General features: G+C 62.6%; 1 protein-coding gene. It reads left to right on the plus strand.

The window, feature by feature from the left end; all coding sequences use genetic code 11:
- Positions 1-692: 692 nt before the first annotated feature.
- The coding region (locus FY112_RS21020; RefSeq protein WP_181018257.1) for a MobA/MobL family protein at positions 693-1,699 on the plus strand (1,007 nt) is incomplete at its 3' end.

Raw genomic sequence — 1,699 nt, forward strand, 5'->3', positions numbered from 1 at the left:
ATCATCGCGCTGCTGCAGGCCGAGCTGCGGAACGCCGATCCAGAAGAGCGTCGGCAGATCGAGAACGAACTCGAACTGGCTCTTGCCGAACGCGAGGTGATCTGGGCCGAGCAGGACGGCCGCATCGACGCTGAGCCTCCGTTCTGACGGAGGCTTATCGCTGTGTTCGTGAGCCTGGCCGGCCGGATCGACCGGCCGCCGGGCTACAGGGGTTTCACCCCTCGACACTCCCCATCGGCTGACGCCGGAAACGGCCGCGACCCCTCCTTGTGCAGCGGGGTGTGCTGGACTGTCGATCCAGCTAGTTTGCGGTATACCAACGTAAACTCGTTGGTATCTCCATGTGTCGATCGTAGTCCGCCTGTGCGTGGCGACCGACATATGACCCTGCTTGACTAGGTGGTCATTCGGCGTGATGAGCAGTCGGGAGTGTTGACGTCCGCACTCTTCCGCGAAGTGTTCGGCTGTCCAGCTTGGACGGGATGAGAAGCCTTCACCTAGCCGGAAAGACCTCGCCGTCCAACGTTCCTTTCGTTGGGATGAACGCTTCCGGTGAATATACTACCTGGAAAAAATCAGTTAAATAAACTAGTGTGCGGCGGCAAACGCGGCATCGACCCTGCGGTCCGATCGGTTTGAGGGCGCAATATACGTCGCTGTCGCGACGTGCCCGGATGATGGTGGAGACGTCAGTGGCGATCATGTTCGTCAGAGCGCAGGTGATCAGCAGAGGGGCGGGGCGCAGCATCGTCTCGGCCGCCGCTTATCGCCACCGCGCCCGGATGATGGACGAACAGGCCGGTACGTCCTTTAGCTATCGGGGCGGGGCGCCCGAATTGGTGCATGAAGAGGTGGCGCTCCCAGACTGGACCCCAGCTTGGCTGCGCGCGGCGATCGACGGTCGCACCGTTGCAGCGACGAGCGAGGCGCTGTGGAATGCGGTCGATGTTTTCGAGAAACGGGCGGACGCGCAGCTGGCGCGTGAGCTGATCATCGCCTTGCCGGAGGAACTGACGCGGGCCGAGAATATCGCGCTGGTGCGCGAGTTCGTTCGCGACAATTTGACGTCCAAGGGCATGGTCGCGGACTGGGTCTATCACGACAAGGACGGCAATCCGCACATCCATCTGATGACGACGCTAAGACCGCTGACGCAGGAGGGGTTTGGACGCAAGAAGGTGGCGGTCACCGGTGAAGACGGCGCGCCGTTGCGGGTTGTCACGCCCGACCGACCAAAGGGCAGGATCGTCTACAAGCTCTGGGCCGGCGACAAGGAGACCATGAAGACATGGAAGGTCGCCTGGGCGGAGACGGCCAACCGGCATCTGGCGCTTGCAGGCCATGAGATCCGGCTCGATGGCCGCTCCTATGCCGAGCAGGGGCTCGATGGCATCGCCCAAAGACATCTCGGTCCGGAGAAGGCAGCCCTTTCCCGCAGGGGCGCCGAGATGTACTTCGCGCCGGCCGACCTTGCCTGGCGGCAGGAAATGGCCGACCGGCTGCTCGCCGAACCTACGCTGTTGCTGAAGCAGCTCGGCAATGAACGTTCGACCTTCGATGAGCGCGATATCGCCAAGGCGTTGCATCGATACGTCGACGATCCCGCAGACTTCGCCAATATCCGGGCGCGGCTGATGGCGTCGGACGATCTGGTCATGCTGAAGCCGCAGCAGGTCGATGCCGAAACGGGCAAGGCAGC

It is taken from the genome of Rhizobium sp. PEPV16 (assembly GCF_008919455.1).
Classification (GTDB): Bacteria; Pseudomonadota; Alphaproteobacteria; order Rhizobiales; family Rhizobiaceae; genus Rhizobium; species Rhizobium leguminosarum_Q.